The organism is Bacillus sp. TE9106W (assembly GCF_054062215.1).
The window spans coordinates 149,605-175,943 of the sequence record NZ_JBSSFA010000007.1; the positions used below are offsets into that span (position 1 = coordinate 149,605).

27 protein-coding genes, 1 pseudogene and 1 riboswitch are annotated in these 26,339 nt (G+C 35.3%); of the genes and pseudogenes, 8 read left to right on the plus strand and 20 right to left on the minus strand.

Features of this window, described 5'->3' with window-relative positions:
* Window positions 1–20: 20 nt before the first annotated feature.
* The 4 genes from ACVWY7_RS15185 to ACVWY7_RS15200 form a co-directional block, all read right to left on the minus strand.
* Complete coding sequence (locus ACVWY7_RS15185; protein WP_001002299.1) at window positions 21–374, minus strand: hypothetical protein; 354 nt, start codon at window positions 372–374, stop codon at window positions 21–23.
* The gene (locus ACVWY7_RS15190; protein WP_212113718.1) at window positions 371–946 is read right to left on the minus strand and encodes an NAD(P)H-dependent oxidoreductase; all 576 of its coding nucleotides are present in this window, start codon (window positions 944–946) and stop codon (window positions 371–373) included. Before ACVWY7_RS15190 ends, ACVWY7_RS15185 begins: the two co-directional genes overlap by 4 nt.
* A 23-nt stretch (window positions 947–969) precedes the next feature.
* Window positions 970–1,359 carry an SWIM zinc finger family protein gene (locus tag ACVWY7_RS15195; protein ID WP_000271473.1) on the minus strand — a complete coding sequence of 130 codons (390 nt, stop codon included), beginning with the start codon at window positions 1,357–1,359 and terminating at the stop codon, window positions 970–972.
* A gap of 251 nt (window positions 1,360–1,610) precedes the next feature.
* Window positions 1,611–1,868, minus strand: a complete 258-nt coding sequence (locus ACVWY7_RS15200; RefSeq protein ID WP_000171478.1) for a hypothetical protein — start codon at window positions 1,866–1,868, stop codon at window positions 1,611–1,613.
* A gap of 100 nt (window positions 1,869–1,968) precedes the next feature.
* Window positions 1,969–2,067, minus strand: a riboswitch (SAM riboswitch).
* A gap of 122 nt (window positions 2,068–2,189) precedes the next feature.
* Here ACVWY7_RS15200 and ACVWY7_RS15205 point away from each other — a divergent pair.
* Entirely contained in the window at window positions 2,190–2,381 is a 192-nt protein-coding gene (locus ACVWY7_RS15205) for a hypothetical protein (RefSeq protein ID WP_000554029.1), read from the plus strand.
* A gap of 32 nt (window positions 2,382–2,413) precedes the next feature.
* On the opposite strand, the gene ACVWY7_RS15210 is transcribed toward ACVWY7_RS15205, so the two are convergent.
* The 7 genes from ACVWY7_RS15210 to rraA form a co-directional block, all read right to left on the minus strand.
* Window positions 2,414–3,136 (minus strand): YwiC-like family protein, encoded by a 723-nt coding sequence (locus ACVWY7_RS15210; protein ID WP_000779965.1) that lies wholly within the window; start codon window positions 3,134–3,136, stop codon window positions 2,414–2,416.
* 183 nt (window positions 3,137–3,319) lie between these two features.
* On the minus strand, window positions 3,320–4,021 hold the full coding sequence (locus ACVWY7_RS15215) for an ECF transporter S component (RefSeq protein ID WP_144507982.1): 702 nt from the start codon (window positions 4,019–4,021) through the stop codon (window positions 3,320–3,322).
* A complete protein-coding gene (locus ACVWY7_RS15220; protein WP_144507980.1) occupies window positions 3,994–5,655 on the minus strand; it encodes an ABC transporter ATP-binding protein in 1,662 nt (553 codons plus the stop codon). The genes ACVWY7_RS15215 and ACVWY7_RS15220 overlap by 28 nt, the downstream gene beginning before the upstream one ends.
* Window positions 5,628–6,506, minus strand: coding sequence for an energy-coupling factor transporter transmembrane component T (locus tag ACVWY7_RS15225; protein WP_033669077.1), 879 nt, complete (start codon window positions 6,504–6,506; stop codon window positions 5,628–5,630). Before ACVWY7_RS15225 ends, ACVWY7_RS15220 begins: the two co-directional genes overlap by 28 nt.
* Window positions 6,507–6,533: 27 nt before the next feature.
* Complete coding sequence (locus ACVWY7_RS15230; RefSeq protein ID WP_212113722.1) at window positions 6,534–7,361, minus strand: DUF4430 domain-containing protein; 828 nt, start codon at window positions 7,359–7,361, stop codon at window positions 6,534–6,536.
* Between the two features lie 207 nt (window positions 7,362–7,568).
* Window positions 7,569–9,392: a DUF4430 domain-containing protein gene (locus tag ACVWY7_RS15235; RefSeq protein ID WP_212113723.1), complete on the minus strand. Its 1,824-nt coding sequence runs from the start codon at window positions 9,390–9,392 to the stop codon at window positions 7,569–7,571.
* Between the two features lie 338 nt (window positions 9,393–9,730).
* Window positions 9,731–10,210, minus strand: coding sequence for a ribonuclease E activity regulator RraA (rraA, locus tag ACVWY7_RS15240; RefSeq protein ID WP_212113725.1), 480 nt, complete (start codon window positions 10,208–10,210; stop codon window positions 9,731–9,733).
* Between the two features lie 382 nt (window positions 10,211–10,592).
* Between rraA and ACVWY7_RS15245 the strand changes: the two genes are divergently transcribed.
* Both ACVWY7_RS15245 and ACVWY7_RS15250 read left to right on the plus strand, forming a co-directional pair.
* Window positions 10,593–11,948: an RNA-guided endonuclease TnpB family protein gene (locus tag ACVWY7_RS15245; RefSeq protein ID WP_000101442.1), complete on the plus strand. Its 1,356-nt coding sequence runs from the start codon at window positions 10,593–10,595 to the stop codon at window positions 11,946–11,948.
* 281 nt (window positions 11,949–12,229) lie between these two features.
* Window positions 12,230–13,150 (plus strand): annotated as a pseudogene (locus tag ACVWY7_RS15250) (Na+/H+ antiporter NhaC family protein); the annotation flags it as partial.
* Window positions 13,151–13,296: 146 nt separating this feature from the next.
* Here ACVWY7_RS15250 and ACVWY7_RS15255 read toward each other — a convergent pair.
* The 5 genes from ACVWY7_RS15255 to ybaK form a co-directional block, all read right to left on the minus strand.
* Window positions 13,297–14,124: an endonuclease I family protein gene (locus tag ACVWY7_RS15255; protein WP_000672205.1), complete on the minus strand. Its 828-nt coding sequence runs from the start codon at window positions 14,122–14,124 to the stop codon at window positions 13,297–13,299.
* A gap of 612 nt (window positions 14,125–14,736) precedes the next feature.
* A complete protein-coding gene (locus tag ACVWY7_RS15260; protein ID WP_001229430.1) occupies window positions 14,737–15,084 on the minus strand; it encodes a hypothetical protein in 348 nt (115 codons plus the stop codon).
* 198 nt (window positions 15,085–15,282) lie between these two features.
* Window positions 15,283–16,308 (minus strand): alpha/beta hydrolase, encoded by a 1,026-nt coding sequence (locus tag ACVWY7_RS15265; protein ID WP_002080170.1) that lies wholly within the window; start codon window positions 16,306–16,308, stop codon window positions 15,283–15,285.
* A gap of 13 nt (window positions 16,309–16,321) precedes the next feature.
* Entirely contained in the window at window positions 16,322–17,443 is a 1,122-nt protein-coding gene (locus ACVWY7_RS15270; RefSeq protein ID WP_212113727.1) for a helix-turn-helix domain-containing protein, read from the minus strand.
* A 735-nt stretch (window positions 17,444–18,178) separates the two neighbouring features.
* Complete coding sequence (ybaK, locus tag ACVWY7_RS15275) at window positions 18,179–18,655, minus strand: Cys-tRNA(Pro) deacylase (RefSeq protein ID WP_000710880.1); 477 nt, start codon at window positions 18,653–18,655, stop codon at window positions 18,179–18,181.
* A gap of 340 nt (window positions 18,656–18,995) precedes the next feature.
* Here ybaK and ACVWY7_RS15280 point away from each other — a divergent pair, with 340 nt between their 5' ends.
* From ACVWY7_RS15280 to ACVWY7_RS15290, 3 genes are all read left to right on the plus strand, one after another.
* Window positions 18,996–20,273, plus strand: a complete 1,278-nt coding sequence (locus ACVWY7_RS15280; protein WP_105989458.1) for a histidine--tRNA ligase — start codon at window positions 18,996–18,998, stop codon at window positions 20,271–20,273.
* A gap of 161 nt (window positions 20,274–20,434) precedes the next feature.
* Window positions 20,435–20,746, plus strand: coding sequence for a hypothetical protein (locus ACVWY7_RS15285; protein WP_000860722.1), 312 nt, complete (start codon window positions 20,435–20,437; stop codon window positions 20,744–20,746).
* 265 nt (window positions 20,747–21,011) lie between these two features.
* Window positions 21,012–21,611 (plus strand): hypothetical protein, encoded by a 600-nt coding sequence (locus ACVWY7_RS15290; RefSeq protein WP_000914264.1) that lies wholly within the window; start codon window positions 21,012–21,014, stop codon window positions 21,609–21,611.
* 58 nt (window positions 21,612–21,669) lie between these two features.
* Here ACVWY7_RS15290 and ACVWY7_RS15295 read toward each other — a convergent pair whose 3' ends face one another.
* A complete protein-coding gene (locus ACVWY7_RS15295) occupies window positions 21,670–22,050 on the minus strand; it encodes a winged helix-turn-helix transcriptional regulator (protein WP_000340653.1) in 381 nt (126 codons plus the stop codon).
* Window positions 22,051–22,178: 128 nt separating this feature from the next.
* On the opposite strand from ACVWY7_RS15295, the gene ACVWY7_RS15300 reads away from it, so the two are divergent.
* Window positions 22,179–22,862: an NAD(P)H-dependent oxidoreductase gene (locus ACVWY7_RS15300; RefSeq protein WP_000185747.1), complete on the plus strand. Its 684-nt coding sequence runs from the start codon at window positions 22,179–22,181 to the stop codon at window positions 22,860–22,862.
* Window positions 22,863–23,009: 147 nt separating this feature from the next.
* Window positions 23,010–23,291, plus strand: coding sequence for a DUF1292 domain-containing protein (locus tag ACVWY7_RS15305; protein ID WP_001997837.1), 282 nt, complete (start codon window positions 23,010–23,012; stop codon window positions 23,289–23,291).
* Between the two features lie 46 nt (window positions 23,292–23,337).
* Here ACVWY7_RS15305 and ACVWY7_RS15310 read toward each other — a convergent pair whose 3' ends face one another.
* The 3 genes from ACVWY7_RS15310 to ACVWY7_RS15320 all read right to left on the minus strand — a co-directional run bounded on the left by ACVWY7_RS15310 (window position 23,338) and on the right by ACVWY7_RS15320 (window position 26,296).
* Window positions 23,338–24,396 carry a pyruvate kinase gene (locus ACVWY7_RS15310; protein ID WP_002080172.1) on the minus strand — a complete coding sequence of 353 codons (1,059 nt, stop codon included), beginning with the start codon at window positions 24,394–24,396 and terminating at the stop codon, window positions 23,338–23,340.
* Between the two features lie 92 nt (window positions 24,397–24,488).
* Window positions 24,489–25,199 carry a hypothetical protein gene (locus tag ACVWY7_RS15315; RefSeq protein WP_073525204.1) on the minus strand — a complete coding sequence of 237 codons (711 nt, stop codon included), beginning with the start codon at window positions 25,197–25,199 and terminating at the stop codon, window positions 24,489–24,491.
* A gap of 338 nt (window positions 25,200–25,537) precedes the next feature.
* Window positions 25,538–26,296 carry an SDR family oxidoreductase gene (locus ACVWY7_RS15320; protein ID WP_000716972.1) on the minus strand — a complete coding sequence of 253 codons (759 nt, stop codon included), beginning with the start codon at window positions 26,294–26,296 and terminating at the stop codon, window positions 25,538–25,540.
* Window positions 26,297–26,339: the final 43 nt, after the last annotated feature.

The following is a 26,339-nucleotide window of genomic DNA, read 5'->3' on the forward strand; positions in this document are numbered from 1 at the left end:
TAGCTTTTTTACATAATAAATCATTTATTTCCCACGCAATTTATCACGGTCTTCCACTCTATCTCCGTAAGATATAATGCCTCAAATGCAAAAAAATCTTCACATACTTTTTCAATCAGATGTGGATTTTCCCTCAAGAAATTCCACTGTAACGCTTTAGGAAGAAAATGCATTTCATATTCCTTACTTCCCCTTACTACTTCATCAACTTCTCTTTCACAAATTCCTCTTATTAAATAATCATTTCTTAATTGTATTTGAATTTGCCCAAACGTTTCGCTACATTTTTTCAATTGAAGTAAACATGTAATATACGTTCGAAAAAGTTCGTCATCATACCCACAACAGTTTATAATTCGATCGATTTCATTCATAATGTACGAGCCTTTTCTTCTATTTGTAATAACCACTTTTCCCGCTTCTCTCGTTTACTCGTTTTCACAGATTGAAAAACAGATCGTTTTATATCGCGAATGCCGCAAAAACGTAATACACCTCTCTTCATCATAATCCAATCCGCTGATCGATATAATAGTGCGACGTACCATAACGGTGAGTCTAACGTATTAATTACCCACGCCTTCTTTCCTTTTAGTAACCCTTTCGGCAGGGCCCCTTCATATTTATAAGCAAATCCAGCAACGAAAATACGATCAATAAATCCTTTTAAAATAGCTGGCATCCCCCACCACCATATCGGATAGATGAATAGAAACATATCCGCTTCTTCTACTAATGTTCTGTACCGAGCTGTTTCTTCTTCATTTACTAAGTCACGTCTTTTCTTATCTTCATTAAATACAAGGACTGGATTAAATTGTTCTTTATATAAATCAAGTACCGTAACCGAATGGTTTGTTTCTTGTAATCCTTTTTGTACATGCTTTAAAATCGCCGCGTTAAAACTGGAAGGACTAGGATGAGCGTATACAATGAGTACATTCACTACAAAACAACTCCCTTTATAAGTTAAAGTTTCCCCTTCTTTAACATCTTCTCTACAATTTGCACGTTTTTTGAACTTTGTAATAAACGATTTAATACTGTGAGTAACTCTTCCTTTTCTAAATCTTTCAGTTTCTCTTTCACCTTACTCTCACCAGCATCTTGCAAATCATAAACGACCGCCGCCATATGCTTACAATAATTTTCATATGGACATTCACAATTACTTTCTGAAAAATCTTCGAGATCGATGACCACTTCATAATTCCCTGCATTTCCAGTTACAAATGCAAATACTTTATTATCATGTATTTCAACATCTTCTACATGTCCATCTTCATAATATTCATATCCTCTATCAATAATATATTTCGGAATATGCCTATATAGTTCTTTTATTAAATAAGCGTACATAACAACACCTCTTCCTTTAATTCCCTTTTGACTTCCAAACCTGTGCATGTTATTCTAATAACTGTCAAATAGCAAGTCTATATGACAAAACGACTGACACCTATTCGGCGAAGGTGTCTCTTTTCATTTGCAGCCGATATGAATTGCCTCTTTCAGGCACATTCAATCTTTGACACTACACACTCAACACCATTCCCTGTATCAGGCTGCTTAAGCAGTCTTTTACTCTACATACTTCAAAAAAAGAGAGCTTAGCTCCCTTTTCTCGCCTTATAAAATACCCCTTTTTCAGTATAGAGATATTCATCAGCTAATGTAATTTTCCCATCCAGTTTCAGTTCATCTAATAGTCTTGATAAATAAAATTGATGTAACATCTTTTTCGTGAATTTTCCTTCATGATGCGAAACGATATGTTCTTGAATATCTAACAATGATATTGGCTTATCTTGCTCTATCATATATTCATAAACTGTACTACGCAGTTTTACGTATTTTTCGAGTGTCACAGTACTTCGCAACCCCTTTCTTCTTAATATAAATTTTCGTAATTGGTTTTTTTGCAATAAAAAAACCTCTCCGATAAGAAGAAGTTACGTATATATCTTCGTCTTATCTCCCAGAACAAATATGTTCTGCTGGAATTAGCACCTGCATCGCGGTTGCTGGGTTTCATCGGGCCAGTCCCTCCACCTCTCTGGATAAGAAAATATTCACTTAATTCTTACTATACGTAATTTCATTTTAATTGTCAAACAAATATAACGAATTATATTTTCTTCTTTACTGTTCATACTATACATATATGAATATGCAAGGAGGATTATAAAATGCATCAAAATGCTCGCGGATATGTACAAGATTCGTTTCAATCATTACAAGAAGCAAAACATTGTTTAGAAGAAGCACTACAGACTGTTGAAAAAGATTTTAATCGCGCTCGTATTGAGCAATCTCTTTATGCAATCGAACAAGCTATTCAACGCTGCGATTACACCGTTCACATTTTAGAACAAGATTGAAAAAACTTCCCATCATAAGGTGGGAAGTTTTTTCAAATGGCATACTTCATAATTATTGCCGTTATGATTAAAAAATATACAGAATTCACAATTTCTAAAATCCCTACTTTTATAATAGAAATTTTTTTGCCATACAATATAATGGCTCGAATGACACTTGGTATAAAAATAAGGGAGCACCACGGATTAATTGCAAATACAATGATCATTAATAGAATATGATAACCCCAAGATATAAAGCGATACTTCGGATTATTTTTCTCACGTATCATCGTTTTCACATAAAACGTACTTCCTAAAAAATATAAAAATGAAATAAGCGCGATAAATAATGCTGTTTTATCTATAAGTTTCATTGAAAAATAATAACTAACTAAACCACCAATACAGAAAACAATAATCGCACTAATGTCATTTAGTAATGCTCTTTCATTTTTTTGACGAGCGTAATACATATTTACTATAAAGAATGGAATCATGACTGCTACGAATAAAAGAATGCGCCATTCATATAATAGAGAAATCATCCCAAATACAAAAGCGATGATAAAATACACAATTGCTGCATGTAAATACTCTTTTTTTCGTTTTTGCTTTATGTACATAAGGAATGGATACGTAGCTAAATAGATAAAGAACCAAGCTATAAACAATGGAATATGATATATAGTAGGTTTCCCAAGTATGACACTTAATAGAAATGGTATAACAAGCATCGCCCATGCACCATGTTGCTTCGGAATAACTAACTTCATTAACTATACACCTCCCTTTTGAAAATAATTCTCACCTACTATTATACAAATAATTTTATATAGTAACGGATATATATTGGACTATTTTTTGACAATAAAAAATGCTCCTTACAATATGTAAGAAGCATGAAAGAGGCAAACGAATATGTAAGTCGCGACCCTACCTTATATGAGTATGCTTTTCTATACTATGTTATGCTCATCTAATATGCCATATTTCTTTTTAAATCTTGTAAGAATCGTAATCCAAGACGTACTAAATAATAGTAAGAAAACGACATTAGAAATGGCATGGCTCAAATCGAAATAAAAACTTGCGATATAATACGAAATGACTGTTTCCCACGTTGCCTCTCGTATAAAACCGAGAAGTCCCCAGAAATTCATAATCCAGCCAAATAAAAATCCAACAAACAATCCGTATAGAAGTCTTCCCCATAGCTTTTTCATGAAAAACGTATTACGTAATAATCCAGCTATAAAACCGATCATACCCCATGAAAACATTTGCCACGGCGTCCACGGACCTTGTCCTAAAAAGATGTTAGACACAATCGCTGCTGTTGCCCCAATCATAAATCCCGTTTCACTTCCAAACACAATTGCAGAAACGATAATAACAAAAGAAGTCGGTTGTACACTTGGTAAAATAGAAAATGGTACGCGGCTCACTGCTGCAATTGCCGCTAATACGGCAACGAGAACAATTTCACGTGAAACAAACGCCTTCCTTTCAAAACGGATATAGAAAGGTAACATAATAACAACTAATAAAAACAAACTACTTAACATGTAATAACCGTCCATGATAAGTGTCGTAAAGAGTAATGTGCCTATTATTACTGCAAAAATACATATTATGAATGCAACATATCGTTTTGACACGCTTCGTACACATCCTCCCACGTTAATGCATATGGCAGTTCTTTTCGAATGAATCGGTTAATAGATGTTGTATAAAAGAAGTTACCACTAAAAAATTCTTTCGGTGCATCATTCATAATGACTGCTCCGTCAAATAACATCATACATTGATCCACGTATTTCGCTGCAAATTCAATATCATGGGTTGCCATTACAATTGTTGTACCTTCTTTTTGCAGCTTCCTAAATAGCTCCCCTACTCTTTCCTTCTTCCACGGATCTAGCCCCTTTGTCGGTTCATCCAGTAATAATAAAGTCGGCTTTGATAATAACGTTGTACATAATGCAAGTAGTTGTTGCTCTCCCCCGCTACAATCATGTGGATGACGTTCTTTAAGTCCATATAGCCAAAACTTTTTAAGCTGATGTTCTGCTATTTCTTTTCCTTGTTCTCCATATAATTCACGCGCTCGTTCATACACCTCGTCCCACACTGTATCAAAAGTAAAATGATAATACGGATGCTGTGATACATACCCCATACTTTTAAATCGTTCTTTCGAATCAATTTTATGTATCACTTTCCCATTCCACTTTACTTTCCCTCTTCTCGCTTTTTGTAACCCTGCTAAAATCGTCAACAGTGTAGACTTTCCTGTCCCATTCTTTCCAACGAGAGCTACCCATTTTCCTTTTTCAATCGACACTGTTAAATCTCGTAAAATGAGCGGATTATTTTTTTCATATTGGAACGAAATATGCTCGGCACTTAAAATGACTTCTTGCTTTTCACTTTGTGCTATTGGCTCACTTACATATGACATCGCTGAAAAATCATTCATTTTCATTTGCGCTTCTCGCACTGTAAACGGAATATCTTTCGTATTCCACTCTAAAAACAACCTTGGAATTTGCGGAATAAATGGACGGAAGTTTTCTACTTTCCACATGTTCGCTACAACCGCTTTCGGACTACCATCATACACGATTCGACCGTTATTCATACAAATAACGCGCGTTGCAAGTGGTATCACTTCATCTAAGCGATGTTCACTTAAAACGATCGTAATTCCAAGTTCTTCGTTAATACGTTTTAATAATCCTAAAAATTCTTTTGCAGCAATTGGATCTAACTGCGCAGTTGGTTCATCTAATAATAATAATTTCGGTTGCATCACTAATACCGCAGCTAAATTGACAAGTTGCTTCTGTCCGCCAGATAACGTATGAACAGATTGATGCAATAAATCTTGAAATCCTAAGAAGCTAATGAGCTCTGCTATTCGTTTTTGAATAGTATGTGATGGTAACCCGATATTTTCTAAGGAAAATGCTAATTCTTGAATAACTGTATCCATTACGAGCTGATTTTCTGGATTTTGAAATACCATACCAATCTCTTGCGCAGATAATAAATCAGGTACTTCCTCTAATAAAACGTCATCATAAAAAATTTCTCCTGAACGTGTACCAATTGGAAGTAATTCCTTTTTAAAATGTTTTAATAAAGTCGTCTTCCCAGATCCTGATCCGCCGGCAAGTGCAATAAACTCTCCTTTTTGAACAGAAAGAGAAATATGCTGTAACGCTTTTTCGTTTTCATCAGCATATACAAATGATAAATTGTTTATTTCTGCATGCGCCACCATATCCATTCCCTTCCTTCCATTATAATTGGTAAACTAATAAACATCGTAAATACGATAAACATCATCCCATCGTATTGCTGAAATAAAATAGATTCGACTTTCGGATAAATGATTAACTTTCCTCCGCCATACGTACTACATATAATAGCAACTATAAATAGAATACTTAAATAACTGAGCGTATACCAATCGCGTTTTTCCATTCTATAGCGAATATATGTCGTACGCTTCGTTACACCAAATCCACGAGCTTGCATAGAATCTGCTGTTTGCAGCGCATCTTCCAATGAACAAATTAATAATACTTGCAATAATTGCATACCATTTTTCACGCGTTCAACAATAGAACCTGCATCTACTTGTACACCTTTCGTTTTTTGGACGAGTGTTATTTTCTGTAATCGTCTCATAAACAAAGGAACAAATCTCACTGTAATCATCGTTAACAATGCCACTTTCGGTGAAATTCTAGAAAATAAATATAAAAATTTATGACTTGAAATAATATCATTATACGAAGCAAACGTAAACATAATCGCAACTAATAATAACCCCATTACTACTCCAAACATAATTGCCTCAAGCTTAATACGGCTATCACCCAACCAAAATAACGTAGTTCGACCTCTATGCGTGAATAGCGAATTAAATAAAATAACCATAAAAAAGAATATAATTGTGCTTGGTAACATCTTTCTTATCTTTTCGCTATTCCCTTGCATCACATTTAAAATAACGATTAATAGAATTGCTCCAATTAAAAAAAGAGGATGAAGACACATCATACATAGTATCATCACCCCGATATAATAAAAAAAATTCACAAAAGGATGTAAAGAAGAAAAACTTATTTTCATAGTCCTTTACCGAATGCCTTTCTTAATTTAGTATACATACACCCATTCGATTGTATCTCCGGGCTTCACTGTAACTACACCCGCACTATAGTTTGGAAACGAACCGTTTACACGATATTTCCATCCGCTATTATCGTTTACATCTTTTTCATATAAATCATTAATACCTTTTACGTAAATATCACCTTTAGAACCCATTGCATCCACATCTAAACCTGTACGTTGCAATACTTTATACACTGTATCGCCTTCTTGTACATCCATTTTTCTCGCACCTAATAAGTACCCTTTATCACCTTTTACTGAGATCGTGACTTGTTTTGCTTGTGGTTTTGGTGGTTCTGGTGGATTAGGTGGCACTGGTTTCGGTGGTGTTGGAAGAGTTACGTCTTTTCCACCTTTATTCGGATCTTCTTTTTGCTCCTGCTTCGGTGTTTCCTTCGGCTGATTCACAACCTTTGCTTCTTCTTTTACTTCTTGCGCTTTCGGTTGTTGCTCTTGTTGTTTCTCTTCTTGTGCTTTTTGCTGTTCTGGTTGCTTATTTACAGCTGGTTGTTCTTTCGGTTGTTCCTGCTGTTTCTCTTCTTTCTTTACTTCTGGCTGTGCCTGCGGCTTTTCTTCTTTCGGCTTCTCTTCTACTTTTTGTTCTTGTTTCTCTTTCTGTTCGTCTTGCTTATTTTGCTCTTGTTCAGCTTGTTTTTCTTCCGGTTTCGCTTCATCTTTTTTCTCTTCTTGTTTTGCTACTTCTTCTTGCTTCGGTTCTACTTTCTTCTCAGGCTTTACAGCTGCCTCTTCACATCCGGCAAGTAGCCCAAGTGAAAGCAGTAAAGAAATAAACCATTTCATCTTACTCATGTTGCCTCTCACCTTTCATAATAAAGTGAAACTTTAATAAGTGGGGGGCTTTTCCACCCCCCACTTATTATTAGTTGAACCAATCGGGCTTTTACGGGCAGTTAATCTCCACCTAACTTCCTTGCACTCGCTAACTTTTGAGGTGGGGATCTTACTGCCCGTTAATGCGGGATAAAATTAGGAGCAAATGATTGCTCCTAATTTTTGTTAAGCTGCTTTACGTCTCCATAATACATATGCAGAAGCAATACATAATACACCCATACCTACTTCTGTCGCTGCACTATGAGAAGATGCTCCTGTTTTCGGTAATGTGCTACCGTTTCCGGATTTTTTATTTTTAACCGGTTCGTTATCCACAACAACTTTTAAAGTGTCATCTTTTGTTTCTTGTTGCACTTGTTTTTGTTCTTCTGGTTGTTCAGTAACTTCTTTTTCCACCACAACATTTTCTGAATCTACATTTGGTTTTGGATTAATTTCAGTAACAGATTCAGTTGACCAGTCATAAATCGATTTTCCAAGGTCTTTAAACTGAAGTAAAGCTAATAACGCTTGCTCTGTTGCCATTCCGCTACCGTTTTGATCGCCTGGTAACCATTTAAATTCACCATTTGGAAGTTGATATGACAATAGATTTTGCATCGCCTTATGTAGACGGTTTTGATCTACATCTTTCACAAGTGATAATCCAATAATTGCTTGCGCAACACTATTAGAATTTTCTTGTCCATCAGCAGAAAAACCACCATTTTCTAGTTGTTCATTATATAAGTATGCGACAGCCTTTTGCACAGCTGGTTTCACATCTTCACGGTCTTGATAAGGAGCTAATGCTGATAAAACCATACCTGTTACATCAACGCTACTCGCACTTTCTTTACTGCTTGCACTATCATAAGTCCAGCCGCCATCCGTATGTTGCGCGTTTAAAAGCGCATCTACTAAAGCAACTCGATTCCATTTTGAATCCACTGGAACTTCATATTTCTTCGTATCAAATGCAAGTAAAGCAAATGTATAACCTGTAACAGAATTCACTTTATCTGATTCGTACAATTTTTGAACTAAATTATGTTCGCCTACCTTTGTTGGGTCTGCATTCATGGCATTCATCATAATAATCGTTCTAGCTAAATCTGTCGCTGAAAAACGATTAATTCGCTTTTCTACTTTTTCAGTTACAGCCTTAACATAATTTAATTTTGCCTCGATTGGTATATCCTTTCCAGAACGGGAAAGACCTAACGCTACCCAGTCACTTTCAATTCCATCTTGTAACATCTTTTCAGATGTCTTAGAGATTGCTTCATTTACTTGTGCTGCTGGAACTTGGATGTTCTCTTGCTTTGGTTGTTCTGTTGTTTTTGTTCCATCTGGATTTTCCTGTTTTGGATCATCTGTCTTTGGCTCTTCTGGTTTCTCTTGTTTTGGATCATCCGTTTTTGGTTCTTCTGGTTTTTCTGATTTTGGATCATCCGTTTTTGGTTCTTCTGGTTTTTCTTGTTTTGGATCATCTGTCTTTGGTTCTTCTGGTTTTTCTTGTTTCGGATCATCCGTTTTTGGTTCTTCTACAGTTTTACAAGTACCAAATTTATCTAATGTTTGTTGTAATGTTTCTTGACTCATATTGTTCCAATCTGAAACAAAGCGGAAAACAACAACATCCCCAGATTTTAATTTATAACTATCCGCTCCAACTTCTGCAGATTTATCATTTACATCATACAACCAGCCGCTTGTAGCTCCAGCCATTAAGCCGTCAATGCCTTTTACATACGTTCCAAACGACATCGTTTCAGCTTCTACTTTGTCCCCCATGACTTTTTGTAGCAAGCTTAAAGCTGTTTCCCCATCTTTAATTTGCTCTTCTTTCGGACATAACATAATGCCTTTTTCTGATTCACCAATAATTGCAAGTTTTGCTGTATTTCCTTCAGCAAACGTAATATGTACTGTATTCGCAAAAGAAACAAATACAAGTGTAACTGCCATTAACGACGTAAGCAGCCATTTTTTTAACATTGCCATCCCAAAATTTCCTCCCTTACTACTATTCACACAAAAAAAGGCCCTTCAAGGGCGTGCAATTGACACTCTTTTTTTGTAAGTGTCGAACAAACTGTGCAACACCTCCTACCCGCATCATTCGCGGCTATATTTGTATAGGAAAAATAATTTTGTTCATGAACGTATCATTGTGATAACATTCACTTTTCTAGGCACAACTTACTTCCATTTAAGTTATCGTAAAACGATAAACCTATACATTCTGTTAATTTTAAATTTCTGTATCATTTTACTATTGACAAAGAATTTTGTCCATGCTTTATCGGATTTATTTTCTAAGAATAGTAACTTACTAACCTTTAACGATGCAAACTCTTTTCACTAATAATGACGCCATCTTCATCCACATACACATATTCATCCGGCTTCCATTCTACTTGTCCAAATTGCAATGAAATATTTCGTTCTCCTTTTCCTTCTTTAACACTTCTATTCGGCATTGTTCCTAACGCTAAAATACCAATATTTATATTCTTTAGCTCACTAGAATCACGAACATATCCATTCACAATAATTCCTGCCAGCTTTCTTTCCTCCGCAATAGCTGCCAAATTATCACCAAGTAACGCACAATTCGTAGAGGATCCCCCGTCAACAACTAATACCGTTCCTTCCGGCAATGTTTGTAATCCTTCCTTCACTAGTACATTATCATCCTTCACTTTCACCGTTGCAATTTTCCCGTGGAATTGTTCTTTCTTCCCAAAAGATTGAAAAGACTGGCGACATATTTGTAATTCATTTTCAAACTCATCACATAGATCCGTAGTTTTCCACATCTTTTTCCCTCTTTTCCTGTTATTTTCTATTTAACATATTCTTGGATTATTTTCGTTTCCCTGTCTAATGTTGCAATAATTTGTATGTGCGGGAAAAGGACAGAAAAACTATTGCCTTAATTGCCGTCATAAGGTAGGCTGAACGCTTTTGTTTCGCTCATAATAATTTTTGAGGGCGAATGTTTGTTTCTTTTTGTCTTACGATATAATGTAGATAAGAAGGGAATAGATTGTAAGACAACGAAATTAGATAATGATTATCATTCCGCTACTTGATCCAAAAGGAATTTCGATGAAGAACATATTCTTGTTCCATTTCTTTCTAAATATTAATTTATCAAAAATAATTTTAATACTCCCTCTAAGAAAGGCGGTGAAAACAATGGCCAGAAAGAAAGCAGTGAAAGTATTACGTAAACAAAAGAAAAGAGAAAACATGCAACGCTTCACGCAGAAACAGAATATCGGACGAGCTTGCCTCACAGCTAAAGAATTTCGTTTACTTCAGCGCATGTCACATAGTTCAAAAGCATTGCGAAATGTTGGATTGTACACGATTAAACAAAGTTATTTGAACGATAATAAAATGGCTACTATAAAAGAAGTGGACACTGCCATGCAAGCCGACACGAACTACTGGGGCATGCAATCAAACTCTGTTCAAGCGATTCGTAGAACCTTATTTACAGAAGTGAAGAGCTTTTTTAAAGCATTGGAACAGTGGAAAAAAAATCCTGAGAAGTTCACAGGTCGTCCGAAGTTCCCAAATTATTCTCGTTCCACCGACAAACGAATCGTTGAAATCTATCAAGTTCCAAAAGTAGATGATAATGGGTATTGGATGATTCCAATGAATGTGGCATTCAGAAAAAAATTCGGTTCTATTAAAATACGTATGCCGAAAAACTTAAAGAATAAAAAAATCTCCTACATTGAGATTGTACCGAAGCAAAAAGGTCGGTTCTTTGAGGTGCATTACACATATGAAATGCACGTTTCTCAAATGAAGAAACCATCCACGACTACGAGTAACGCTTTGAGTTGCGATTTAGGTGTAGATAGATTAGTAAGTTGCGTAACCAATACAGGTGATGCCTTCTTAATTGATGGAAAAAAACTAAAATCCATAAATCAATACTTCAACAAAATGATTTGTAATCTAGGGCAGAAAAATATGGACAATGGAATTTCAAAACGTATTGTAACGAATAAAATGGCCGCACTTTGGCATAAACGAGAAAGACAAATAAACGGTTACATTGCACAAACAGTAGGTCTGTTGTTCAAAAAAGTGAAAGAATTCGATATAGATACGATTGTTATAGGGTATAACGCTGGTTGGAAACAAAACTCTCATATGGGGAAAAAGAATAATCAAAAGTTTGTGCAAATCCCATTTCAAAAATTGATGGCAGCAATTGAGAATAAATGTATACAAGAAGGCATCCGATTTTTCAAACAAGAAGAAAGCTATACTTCAAAAGCTAGTTTTATTGATAAAGATCCGGTTCCGGTTTGGTCTAAGGATGATAAGACGCAGTATCGCTTTAGTGGCAAACGAATTACGCGTGGTCTGTACCAAAGTAAAGCAGGAACATGTATCCATGCTGATATTAATGGTGCGCTGAATACATTGCAAAAATCAAGAGTTGTACAATTGGATGACAATCTCAAAGTGAAAACGCCGATTCTATTAGAAGTACAAAAACGTAAGGCTGTTGCTTCGCGCATAGCTTAGTGGGTGCGTCAACCATCCATGTGTACGCGACTTGTCGGGGCTTGTAGCACACGCCTGATTCATCTGAGTGGTGGCTTCTTCCATAAGGGAGAACTGCTCTTTTTCGAAAGGGTGGTGCAAGTGGGAAAGCAATCGTTCGTTGCCAGTACCAACCAAAAACATACTTGGGGTGTTACCATAAAGTGGCATGAATGCTAGAGCGTCAACTGTCTAGCGATAGACGAAAAGACCTAGTGTTCTAACCCATGCCCCCACTGAAAGGCTTTATCTCAGTGGGGGGAGTTGACTTAGGGACTTATGCTGGTTTTAATGCTACTATTTTATCGCCCTCACCTTTAGGCATTTCACAAAAAATCGCGGAACTCCCAATGTTTTCAGGAATTGGTTTACGTACAGCAATCTATCTCTCTTTTTTACTTGCAACCATTCTATATATTAATTGGTACGTAAAACGCTTAAAAAAATCGAATAAAGGAAGCATTCTTGGCGACAACTGGTTTCCAAGTAATACTCTTTCAAGCGGAAAAGAGGCGCAGAAAACAGAAGTTCCTTGGACAATACGTCATAAATTAATTTTACTCGTTTCAGCTTTATCATTAATTGCATTTTTAATCGGCGCTTTTCGTCTACATTGGACAGACGCAGAAATGACTGCTACTTTTATTTTCATAGCAATTACAGCCGGAATAATAGGTGGAATGAAAGCAAACGATATCGCTTCTACTTTTCTAGCAGGCTGCCAAAATCTCATATACGGTGCTTTGATCGTCGGAATGGCTCGTTGTATTTCAGTCATTTTGGAGCAAGGGAAATTACTTGATACAATCGTTAACCAACTCGCACAGTCTCTCGAAGGACAAAGCCCAGTATTTGGCGTTATCGGTATGTATGTAAGTAGTGCCGCATTACATTTCCTCATTTCATCCGGGACAGGTGAATCTGTTATTTTCATTCCGATATTAGCTCCATTAGCTGATTTCATGCACATTACACGCCAAGTTACAGTACAAGCTGTTATGCTCGGCGAAGGTGTAGTGAACTGCCTCAATCCAACTTCCGGTGTTTTAATGGGAGTACTCGCGGCGAGCGGCATTTCTTACGGAAAATGGATTCGATTTATGGCTCCACTTGCATTCATTTGGTTTATTATTGGACTTATTTTTCTTATTGTTGGGGTTAATATTGAGTGGGGGCCGTATTAAAAGACTCCTATTATACTTAACTTGATAAAATATCTATCCTGTTCTCCTCTCCAATCCTATAAAAATCACTTATTCCAGTATAGAAATAAAAAGGGATTGATCATAATGATCAATCCCTTCTATCCAAATAGAATGCCTTTAAAAATCTAGTTCCAAATTTTATTTACCCATTCAGGATGATCAATAAAAGGATTGCGGTTATGTTGATATTTTGTAAAAATCACTTCATTACGCTTTCGCTCTAAATCATCTACTGGGTCTTGTTCATTCCATTTTAATAAAACGGATAGTTTGCCCATGTATGGGTCTTTATTGTTATTCACCTTTTCATTTAGTTCTAAGTCTACTTCGCCGTTGTCTCCCTCGTAACGAACAGCCATGTAAAATAGCATTCTAGCGATATCTCCTTTTACACTATCACGTGGTTCCCAAGAATCACTATCATATTTACATTCTGTCGCTTCCGAATGATTCACGCCACCATTATCAAAATCCAAATTTCCACGTGAACTATTTACAGATACATCCGTCGCTCTTAAATGATGCAAATCTGTTCCAGGTCCTGCAGTCGTGCCAAAATCACCGTGTGATTTTGCCCAAACATGCTCTCGATTCCAGTTATCAACTCCTGAACCATTCGTAAGTTTCCCTTGCGAACGCCCAGTATATAAAAGTATCACATTGTTTTTATTATTTGGATCTTCATCAGTATCTCTTAGCGCTTCCCAAACCGCACTGTATGATAACTTTGTATGATCATCAATAATATTATGAAGTTCCTTCTTTAATTCTAAACCGGTCTTTCCTATCGCGTTATTATAATATGTATCGTCATAGCTTTTTACAGTAATCTCTTGTGGTGATGCAGAAGCTACTTCACCGTGTATGGTATCTGTAAATGATAGAGATGCAGAACCTAAAATAAAAAATGAAGATAGTGTAACCATAGCAAGCTTTGTATTTCGAAACTTCATATACCCATTTCCCCTTTAAAATATAATTTGAAGCTATTAACTAAAACGTGCTTTTTAACCCCCGAAAACATTTAGAAGCCCATACCCCTTTTCTTTTTATTTAATACAAAACTCTATTGAGTCTGTATCACTTCTAAACTTTTTGTTTATTCACATTCCAAACAATTTTACTTTTAACAAGAAATATCCTTCTCTTATAAAGATTATTAAAATATTCTTTACAATTTAAAAGTAGTTTAATATTAACTTATAAATTGTAATTTATTTATGCAATAATACATATTTGATAAATACTTAAAAAAACAGTTTGAATAAAAAGCATTCAAAGAAAACTATGCAACAAAACAGATAAAGTGAAACTTTAATCAGTATGGTGTTGTTCATCCGCCACCTAACTTCTTTGCTTTCACTGAATTTTGAGGTGGGTGTCTTACTGCCCGCAAATAGCGGGATAAAGTCTAAGACAGAAATAATAAAAATCAAGATGATAGCTCGACTTTTCCTTTTTCTATAACTGTCTTTATTTTTGTGTAAAACCTTTCTCTCTCTAAATAATACGTACAAAAACAGATGGGATACCATGTAGGCACCAATCTATTGTAATTAAAGAAACTATGTCAATTCTGAGTTCACAACACGTTGTGCAGTAATAATAACATTTTCAGCTGTTAGTCCATAAACACTATATAGTCCACCAGGTTGATTAGGAACAATTTGAACTTCATATTCAAATGCTTGTCCAAAAACAGGATGAACTAAACTTAGAGTTGCAAAAGTAGAAGCATTAGAATTTACGTTGAAGTTTACCTGTTCAATTAATACTAATGAACCGTCAAGTCTAAAAACTCTAGCTACTCCAGTAAGTGGGCCCGCAGTACGGTTAAGGATTTTCACCCTAACTTTATTTGCATTAGCAGGTTGATTTCCTACGTTTCCAATCGGTCCTGTAGTAAGAGCCATATAACATCACCTCCATTAATTTATTATTATATTCAACTATTTATATTAGAGTCATAGTTGAATTACCCAATTTATTTAAAATAAAAAAATGTTCGTTTTTATTAATTAACGAGATAAAAACGAACATTTTATAATGAATGAATTCGCAAAAAAATAAATTCATATACTAAACTAAATCAACCTACAACAACCGTTTTTTTACAGACAATTACTCTCCCTTCCGACTTCCTCACTTTCGCCTAATATTGAGCCGGGAATCTTACTACCCGCATGTTGCGAGATAAAATATGATTCCATCCAATTCACAATTATTTCTTCCAGCTCTGGATGAAGTGGCTTTCCCGCCCCTTCTTCGTAATTCTTTTTAAACTCTAAAGCTTTAAAATCCCCCTCAAAACTTTTCAAACTATGATCCATATCTTTTATTACATGTACTTCAGAACCACCCTTCACATACTCACCGATCCGCTTCGCTCTTTCAGGGTCAGCCTGAATATCTTTATCACCAGCAATAGCTAGTACTGGACATGTTACTTGTTGTAAGTCTTTATAGATGTCATGCTGAAAATGCTCTCTAAACCACTTTGCGTTCATCGGTTTAAAACCAACTTTAATCGTATCTTTTTCTGTGTTCATCATTTTCTCTTTTATTTTTTCCATCTGCTTCTCTCCACGTTTCTCCACCTTGAGAAGGCGCATTAGTTTTCCTTTTATTCCTTTCTGTTCTTTTAGTTCTTTATAAGCAATTTCTCTTTGTCTTTTCGCAGCTTCTTCTAATGATTCCGCAGCTCCTGTAAGAAGGATGAGCCCATTAACTGGTGTTCTTGCATTTACTACTGTTGCTAACATACAACCTTCACTATGACCAGCTAAAATGATATTTTCCGGATCAACAAATGGTTGTTCTTTTAAATACGTAATCGTAGACTCTATATCACTAACTAAATCCCACATTCCAGTCTTCAGAAATTCTCCGTCACTCTTTCCTACTCCGCGCTTGTCAAAGCGGAGCGTCACTACCCCAAGTCTCGCCATTACATGCGCTAAATCTTTATATATGTTCGCCTCAAGCTTTAGCGGTACGATCGTTCCATCACGGTCAATTTCTCCAGATCCCGCGATAATGACAACAGCCGCATACTTCCCTTCAGCTTTGGGCCTTGTAATCGTACCTTGTAAAGTAAACTCACTCTTTATCGCTACTTCATATTCATCAAAAGTCATCATTTTGTCACCCCTATTCTTTTATATCCAATTTAAATTTCAAACTCGTTATTATATTTTTATACTCTCTTACATCTTTCATTGGAGCAAAAACTGGATTCTCTGCAATACTTTGTAACATGCTTCGCTTTATAATCTCTTCATTTCTAACTGTTTTAGCACCAAGTGGAAACTCTGCAAACCATCCATCAATCGCATCAAAATATGAATCGCCATGTAAATGCAGACTATTTACTGTGAAGCTATCCGCACAAACCGCTGCATATTTCCGTAACATTTCTAATGCTCTTTCAAAATTTCCTTGCATACAATATACTTGTGCAGCAGCATAGTATACTTTTAAAGTCATATTGGGATGTAATGTTTCTATTTCATATATATCTATTAACATGAAAGCTCTATTTAAAATTAACTCTACCTTTTCAGCGTTTGAAGCATTTACTACATAATTCGGTATTGTTGCAACGAGTTGCATTAAATGTTGGTACATACTAATCTGCATAATTTCATTCGCCTTTTCAGCATTTCCAAGCATTTGATACGCTTGTGCAATTAGATCTTCCTCTGGAACGTTAGGACGTATCGTTTCGCCAAGTAATTGAAGCACCTCATTTGGTCTATTGAGTATAAGATAGCAAGTTGCTTGAAACGTTACCGCCTCTTTCACAAGAGAAACATCACCACTTTCTTCCTGCACCCTGCTGAAGAGAGACATTGCCTCTTCTAAAATTTCAATTCTTTTATCCGTATCCCCTGTTAACATGTGGTGGTTAATAAAAAGTAGTCCCATTTGAAGTAATAATGGAAAACAAGAATAATATTTTTTAATTATTTCTCTGCACTCCATCATTACTTCATCAAACGGTTCTTCACTAAAAGCTTCCGCTAGTCTATGATATAAATTTTTAATATCTTCCTGTCCCATTTGCGGTGTATAACAGATTAGTTCATCTATACTTATGTTAAAGTACGATGCTAACAGTGGTAAAAATGTAATATCCGGATAACTCTGCCCCGTCTCCCATTTGGAAACAGACGCCTTCGTAATACCGATATACGCCGCTAACTCTTCCTGCGTAATTCCCTTTTCTTTTCTCTTATCCGCAATAATTTTATGAATGTTTATCTCCTTCACATCATCACCTCATACTTTTATTATATGCTTTTATTTCACACAAAATATGGATTTGAAGTCGACTTTCGTTAACAAAATCAACTGTTAGGAAACATGCCCCACAATAAAAAGGCAGGAACATATTAAATATGTTCCTGCCTTTTTATTGTGGGGTACCGATACATAGCCATCTAGCTAAGATTTTGAAGTACTTCAAAATCAAACATTTCATCTCACCACAGTTTTCTATGAGGTTCCAGTGAACAGCTTATTTACATAACTTTCGTTATCAGTAGCAATGAAAAAAGGATAACCCTGCTCTCACAAGGGAATCTTCTTTTTTAGTTCTATAAATCTATACATTTTTTATACATTCCTATCCTAACGCGGTTTTAGTGTTCTTGTATGTTACTGGATTAGCAAAAAAACTGTATAACATCTTGCAAACTCTTAGCGTAAGATTCCCCAAAAATACTGGACCCCAATACGTGCTTTCTTATGGGTATTTCTTGCCCCCCCATTAAACAATCTTCTGTCACTTGCCTATCTTTAAGAGTAACGCACCGAGCCTTTGTCCTCCTCCCAAAGCCAAACAAATGATTCATATTATAGTCTATTTCAAACTGAATATTCGATCTTTATTCATTTTAATATAGGCATGTAAATAAAAGGGATAATCAGCCCCATAATGGACTAACTATCCTATAAATCTTTATCTAAAGTTAATAAAACTAGAACTTCTTTTCCTATGTATCATTACTTCGTTACCTCACCAAACTGTGCTCTCGTTACTTTCGCTAAGTCATCCACTTTCAGCTCAATTTGTATACCTATTTTCCCGCCGCTTACTATCATCGTTTCAAGCGATTGAGCACTCGCATCAATACATGTAGAAAATAACTTCTTCATTCCGACTGGTGAACAGCCGCCGCGAATATATCCTGACACTTTCGTAATATCTTTAACAGGAATCATTTCAATTTTCTTTTCACTTACTGCTTTTGCGGCAGCTTTTAAATTTAGTTCCTCATCTACCGGAATAATAAACACATGATAATTTTTACTATTCCCTTGAGCGATTAACGTTTTATATACTTCTCTCACTTCTCGTCCAATTTTCTCGGCTACTGATACGCCATCAATTTTCCCATCGTCTGGATTATATGACATCATCGAATATTCAATTTTCTCTTTATCTAATATTCGCATCGCATTTGTTTTATCTTTTTTCATAGTGATCTCCTTAAACGGTTATTTCATATTATTAAGTTTTATTATACACTCTTTTCCATTTCTCCTACATAACTTCACGTATATTTCAAAACTAAAAATATTGATAATTCAAAAATCATCTGATATAATTTGGAAAAACTTATGTTAAGGAGAGATTTGTAATGCAAAATTTTAATACTTCTTTCCAACTTCATAATCATACGTAACGCCGTGTATCCGAAGAAAAATTTTTCTTCGTGGGTACAGGGCTTTTCCTGTTGACCCACGAAGCGTTCATAAAGCTATGTGGGTATTTTTATACCTGCATAGCTTTTTTTAATTTAAAAAAGGAGTGATTACAATGGAAATGAGAAATGTAAAAGGAACGAAAGACTATTTACCAGAGGAACAAGTACTGCGAAATAAAATTAAAAGAGCTTGTGAAGATACATTTGAACGATACGGATGTAAACCGTTAGAAACACCGACATTAAATATGTATGAGCTTATGTCTTACAAGTACGGAGGTGGCGATGAAATATTAAAAGAAATATATACGCTTCAAGATCAAGGAAAACGCGCACTTGCCTTACGTTACGATTTGACAATTCCATTCGCAAAAGTTGTGGCAATGAATCCGAACATCCGCCTTCCTTTTAAACGGTATGAAATTGGGAAAGTATTTCGAGATGGGCCAATTAAACAAGGGAGATTTCGTGAATTTATACAATGCGACGTTGATATAGTCGGTGTAGAATCAGTCATGGCTGAAGCGGAACTCATGAGCATGGCGTTTGAGCTGTTCCAAACGTTAAACTTAGAAGTAACGATCCAATATAATAATCGAAAATTGTTAAATGGTATTCTTCAGGCCATTAACATCCCTACTGAGTTAACGAGTGACGTCATTTTATCATTAGATAAAATCGAAAAGATTGGGATTGATGGTGTACGAAAAGATGTATTAGAACGCGGAATTTCTGAAGAAATGGCTGATACGATATGTAATACCGTATTATCTTGTCTAAAACTTTCAATTGCTGACTTTAAAGAAGCTTTCAATAATCCGCTCATTGCAGATGGAGTAAACGAATTACAACAATTACAGCAATATTTAATCGCTCTTGGAATAAATGAAAATGCTATATTCAATCCGTTTTTAGCACGGGGACTCACAATGTATACAGGTACCGTATATGAAATCTTTTTAAAAGATGGCTCGATTACATCTAGCATCGGTAGCGGTGGTCGTTACGATAATATTATTGGAGCATTCCGTGGCGATAACATGAACTATCCAACAGTCGGTATTTCATTCGGTTTAGACGTTATTTATACAGCACTAGCGCAGAAAGAAACGATATCATCTACAGCGGATGTATTTATCATCCCGCTCGGAACAGAATTACAATGCTTACAAATCGCCCAGCAATTACGTTCTACCACTTCCTTAAAAATCGAACTGGAACTAGCGGGACGCAAATTAAAACGTGCCCTGAATTATGCCAATAAAGAAAATATCCCTTATGTGCTTATTATTGGGGAAGAAGAACTTAGTACAAACACTGTTATGCTACGGAATATGAAGGAAGGTAGTGAAGTGAAGGTTCCGCTTTCTTCTTTAAGTAATTATTTATAATACAAACCACCCTCGTTTGGGTGGTTTTTCTATTTTATAGATACCTAACAATTAGTTTACATAAAATTATTATAATCTATTAAAAGCTACAAATAAACAATATCCAGTTACCTATTATTTTTAGTAATATATAGATAAGAATTATTTTAGGAGGATTAACTTTGAAAACCTACATCCAAGCACTAAAGTGGACTACAGGGATCTATCATCTTTTATTACTTCCTTGTTATTATGTATTTCCAAGTCTTGTTAACCTATATGGGATACCTTTACTACTATTGATTGTTTTACATATCACTACTATTTTATTAGCTAAAAAATCAGGCATGAATACGTACGCTCATTATATAGGTATTATCGTTACTCTAGTTGCCTTCTTTCCTTATATAGTAATCGTTCTACATATTATAGCAGCGGTTTTCCTTTTATTAGATGCAGCTTCTACGAATGCAAAAGAAGTGTATGATTCATAGCTGGATAAAATGAAACTTCAATTCATAGAGTTTGGAAATAAGCCGGCAAATAGGCAAATCACTCTCACGCACTAACGTTATTGCTAACACCCAAAAAGGATTTACTTTTTAAGTAAATCTTTTTTTATTTCAAATTACCCTCCTTACTCCAGACCAATAAAAGAATATTCTGTTTAATTTTTATAAATTTCTAAACATTTATAAAACATTCAAATTATCATACATTTTAGTTATGTAAAAAACTAAGTTTAAAGGAGAGGAATTCATGCTTAAAAAATTGATAGTAGGTGCAGTGGTAGCCATTTCATCATTAACTGTAGGATTGGGATCAGTATCAGCTAGTACCGAAAAGAATTATTCGATTACCTCTTTTGAATATGTAACTGTAGATGAAAAGACTGTAGATTCGTTTAACAAATTGGATGCTCCATCAAAGGAAGACATAAAAATAACTTTAGTTCTACCGAAACAAAATCAAAATGGAGACTGGTTATCTTATGGGTTTTCGAGCAAAGAAAGTTTAGAGTCTTTTATTGAAAAAGATAAACAAAGATTGAATCATACAATCACTCCCCTTGGGGTTGAAGGAAGCGGCCCTGGTAGTACAGACTTCTATAAACGTACAAATCAAGGTAGCGAGTATTTTTCTCTAAGTAGCGGTTATAAAAACTTGTCTCCTAGTTGGCAAAATCAAATTTCTTCCGTAAGTACAGCATCCCCTACTGCTAGCTATTCAACAACGCTATGGGAACGTACTTCAACTGAAGGATATGGAAAAGGTGTTGTTTTTAAACATGCTGATTGGTATGGTAAAACTGCAAACTTGGCTGCCATTCCAACTTCAGCAGTTGAAGTTAAAAAGTAAAAATACAGAAATAAAAGGTGTCTTCACGTATGGAAGACACCTTTTATTTCTACAACTCTTAACTATTATTTTTCATATTCCTACTCTCCAAAACTTTCTCCATATTATGAGTCGCCCACTCCATCATTAATAGAATCATTGGACGCAGTGATTCACCAAGCTCCGTTAACGAATATTCTACTTTCGGGGGTACTTCACGGTACACTTCACGATGTATGATACCATCTGCTTCGAGTTCCCTCAGCTGCAATGTTAACATTCTTTGTGTGATATTTGGCTTTAACCTTTTTAACTCATTAAACCGTTTTGTACCATCTAATAGATGATACAAAATTACCCCTTTCCATTTCCCTCCAATCACCTCAACCATCGCTTCCACTGGACAAGAATATTTATTTAAAAATGGGTAATTTATATTATTTTCGTTTGAACAATCCATAATAAATCCCTTCCCTTAACATTAGTATCTTTTTTGATACTATACCACATAAATGTGCGTACTTGTTTCTATGTTACTTTAAAAATATAATTTGGTTACAAAATACATTAATGAAAAGAGGAACTTTTATGACAAATACAAATCAAACTACAAAAGAAAAAATTATGGATGCTTTTCATTTCAGACATGCATGTAAAGAGTTCGATCCTATGCACAAAATTTCAGAAGAAGATTTTAAATTCATTTTAGAAACAGGCAGATTATCCCCTTCTTCTTTCGGATATGAACCTTGGAAATTTGTTATCGTACAAAATAAAGAATTAAGAGAAAAACTACAACCATATTCATGGGGCGCTGGTGGGCAACTTGCAACAGCTAGCCACTTTATCATTGTTCTTTCAAGAAATATGAAAGATATGCATTATGATGCAGAGTATATTAAACATATGATGAATGATATTATTGAATTACCTGAAGACACGCAAAAAATTAGATATGAATTCTTCAAAAAGTTCCAGGAAACAGATTTTAACTTATTACAATCCGACCGTGCTGTATTTGATTGGGCATCAAAGCAAACCTATATTGCTTTAGGTAATATGATGACGAGTGCAGCTCAAATTGGCATTGATTCTTGTCCAATAGAAGGATTTGATAAAGAGAAAGTAGATTCTTTACTTCGTCAAGAAGGCATTATTAAAGAAGATAATTTTGAAGTATCTGTAATGGTTGCGTTCGGTTACCGTAAAGAAGAGCCAAAGCGTGATAAAACAAGACAGACTATGGATACAATTGTTGAATGGATTTATTAAGATAACACGCGCTCCTTATAGCTGTATACCCATACGAAAGAAGTAGAATTTCATTTTTCTTATGTATGAAATTAGTTTTTCATGGAAAGATATATTAGTATGTATGCAGTTGAAACACTCTATTTATTAGAGTTGGACAGGAGGAGAATGAATATGTCTGATATTGAAGTTGGCGAAGTGTTTACTCTTAGTGATGAGAATAACGAAGAGCAAGAAGTAGAAGTGCTCGGAGCGATGGATGTCGAAGGTGCAGAATATATTGCAGTTGCCTTTGTTGAAGATATCCAAACAGAAACCGAGGAAGACATTGATATTTTCTTTTTAAAAGTAGAAGAAGATAGTGAATTCTCATACATTGAGAATGACGAGGAATTTGAAAAAGTATCTGCTGCGTTTGAAAAGATTTTGGATGAGCAAGAGCAAGAATAGAATGAAACACACGAGGACGGATACATATCCGCCCTCTTTTTATTTTTCACTCACCCAAAGATTTATGCAGCAATTCCAGTACATCTTTCATCACAAACGGACCATCTTTCTTCACATGCTCAGCGAATTCCGAAACGAGACGTAATGTTTTTACACTCTCAACCGGATGCTCGCCTGATGCACTTTCAGCAGAAAGCATAACAGCGTTCGTTCCGTCCAGTACAGCTTGGAACACATCAGTTACCTCAGCCCTTGTTGGAATCGAATGATCTACCATAGATTGAAGCATTTGTGTCGCTGTAATAACATATGTATTCGTTCGATTACATTCCTGAATCATCATTTTTTGCAAGAGCGGAATAAATTGATACGGCAACTCTACTCCTAAATCGCCCCGTGCAATCATAATTCCGTCTGCTTCTTTACATATATCTTGAAAATTCTCGATTGCTTCCATCGTTTCTATTTTTGCAATTAAATTAGGTGACGTTTCTTTATACTGTTGTATAAAATCTCGTATTTCTTTTATATGACTAGGTTTTCTTACGAAAGAACACGCGATAAAATCAACATCCTCTTCTAAAAGAAACTGAATATCTTTTTTATCTTTCTCTGTAATAGCTGGTAAACTAACGATTGCCCCTGGTAAGTTCACTCCTTTATGTGATGAGATATTCCCACCTGCTTTGACCTTTGTTTCTATTTTATCCGTACTTACCTTCTCAACAATTAACTCAACTTCGCCATCATTCATTAAAATTCTACTTCCAACTTTCACATCATTCGCGATTCCTTCATAATCAACACTTGCTTCCCTATTACTCCCTGTAACTGGTTGCGTATGCAACATAAAAGAATCTCCCGCCTGAAGTGTAATTTGTTCTCCTTTTATTTCACCTAACCTTATTTTAGGACCTTGTACATCGCCTAAAATTTTAATAGAAGCGTCTAACGATTTGACTAAACCAATGATATCTTTATGACTTTCATGCGTACCATGTGATAAATTTAGACGAACAATTTTCATACCATTGTTTATTAACTGCGCTAACGTTTCTTTATTATTACTTGCTGGCCCAATTGTACAAACTCGATCGATTGTCATATTTCCACCATCCTTTTTCATTAGGATTCCCATAAACTTTAATTACACTCTCAACGTAAAAAAAGCCTACTCACACAAGTAGGCTTTTGAAACTACGAAAGTTTTGTTAATAATTGATTTAAATCTTTTTTCGTTTTCGTCGTTAATGACTTCATTTTAGTAATATCTATCTTTTCTTTCTCCGCTCCTACAATTAATGGATACATACTTTGTCCAATTGTTTTATATTCAGCTGGGTGTGATGTTTCTAACTCTTTCTCGATTACATCCCACTTCGCATTAATTTGTTTTCCAAGTTTATTTACTGTTTCTAATTTCGGATTAGCAGCTAATTGCTTATCTAAGCTATCAACTAATGCAGCAACTTCTTTCACACTCGTTTTCACAGCTACACTTTTCTTCGGATCTTTCGTTGTTTTTTCGTCTAAGTTTGTACTTGTACTTTGATCTGTTGTTTTCCCGCTAGTCGTTTGATCATTCGTCTTTCCTATCGTTTCTTTTTCTTTTGTTTTCACATTCTCGTTTTGAGTTGACGTTTTACCATTACTTTCTGTTCCTGATGATTCTTTCGTGTTTTTTGCATCTTTATCTGTTTTTTCATTTGAAGAAGTATTTGTTTCTTTTTCAGTATCTTTCGTTGTTTTTGACGCTTCATCTGCACTTGTCGTTTTTACCTCTCCTTCATTTTGCGCAGTTACTTGTTCTTTCTTTTCTGTTTCTTTATCTGCTGAAGGACTACAAGCTGCCATAGTAAGCATTGTACCAATTGTTATCGATGCGATAGCGACTTTTTTCATTTTCATATAAATCCCCCTATGTTTACGTAATTTATCCTCCCCTTTACGATTCGATTTCACCTTAAAAAATCCCTTTTCATACGAATTACCATCTTTCCGACAATAATCTTCATAATAATACGTACAAAAACTGATGAATCAATTTGAATATTCGAGTTTCTTCTACTTCATTTTTCTTCTCTGTAGTAAAAGAAAAAGAGTATATTGTCACATGAAGAATTACGATCTTCATATGACGATATACTCTTCTATCAAATTTTTATCTTTCTTGACATTTTATTTATACAAAAAAATAAAATTTTCTTTCATTTTTTTGTTTCTCAACAATTGTTAACATAATATATTTATGAGTAACCACCATTCGAATGAATAACTTGCCCAGTAATCCATTGTGCTTCTTCACTTACTAAAAAAGATATTAAGCGCGCAGCATCCACCGGCTCTCCTACTTTACCTTGCGGGAACTTCCATACTAAATGATGCTTCAGCTCCTCTGTAATCCATCCTGTATTCGTCGGCCCTGGATCAACAGCATTCACTGTAATCCCCTTCTCCATCGCAACTGGTGCTACTGATTTTGTAAATGCTTCAATTGCTCCTTTCGTTGCTGCGTATGCTAGTTCATCAGGCATTGGCCCTAGTGACTGTCCTGAAGTAAGATTAATAATACTCCCACTCATTTTGCTTGCATAATGTTTTATAAATAATGAACTTAATAACATAGTAGCCCGAACATTTACCGTATAATGTTTATCTAACTGTTCTACATTTAATTCCTCAATTCTCGTATGAGTAGCATACGCTGCATTATTAATTAAAATAGATGGATCACCTAACCGTTCTGATACCATATAAAACAAACGATTTGGCGAATACGACTGCGATAAGTTGATTTCTGCCATTTCACATCGAACACCGTAACTTTCAATCTCCTCTTTCAACAAAAAGGGCTCTTTGTCATGCATTCCCCACGGCATCGCTTTATCATACTGAGACCAATACGTGAAAAAAATGTCTATTCCTTTTTGAGCAAGCACCTTGCATACAGCTGCACCAATTCCATTCAAACGAGTTGCCCCTGTTACAATTGCTATTTTCTTCACCTTTTCTCCTCCACCTATGGATAAATCCTCTGCACGAATACAG